Here is a 203-nt window from a genome sequence, read left to right on the forward strand (position 1 = left end):
GTAATACTCTACACGGTAGTCCAGCTTCTGGCTTTCATCTGCTTTATAGTATACCTTGATGACATTGTTGCTGGCTGTTATGGTTGTCGGCAGTTTCGGGGCTGTTGTGATCCGGGTATATCCTGCCGGTACATTACTGCTGTCCGCCACTGCCTTTACTTCGGGTTTTGCTACCAGGACACTCTGATCCTTTAAGGTATCAA

General features: G+C 47.3%; 1 protein-coding gene. It reads right to left on the minus strand.

Going from position 1 to position 203, the window contains the following annotated elements:
- The coding region (locus DXA36_RS33390) for a hypothetical protein (RefSeq protein ID WP_207666399.1) at nucleotides 1–203 on the minus strand (203 nt) is incomplete at both ends.

This window comes from Eisenbergiella sp. OF01-20 (genome assembly GCF_003478085.1).
In the GTDB taxonomy this organism is placed as follows: domain Bacteria; phylum Bacillota; class Clostridia; order Lachnospirales; family Lachnospiraceae; genus Eisenbergiella.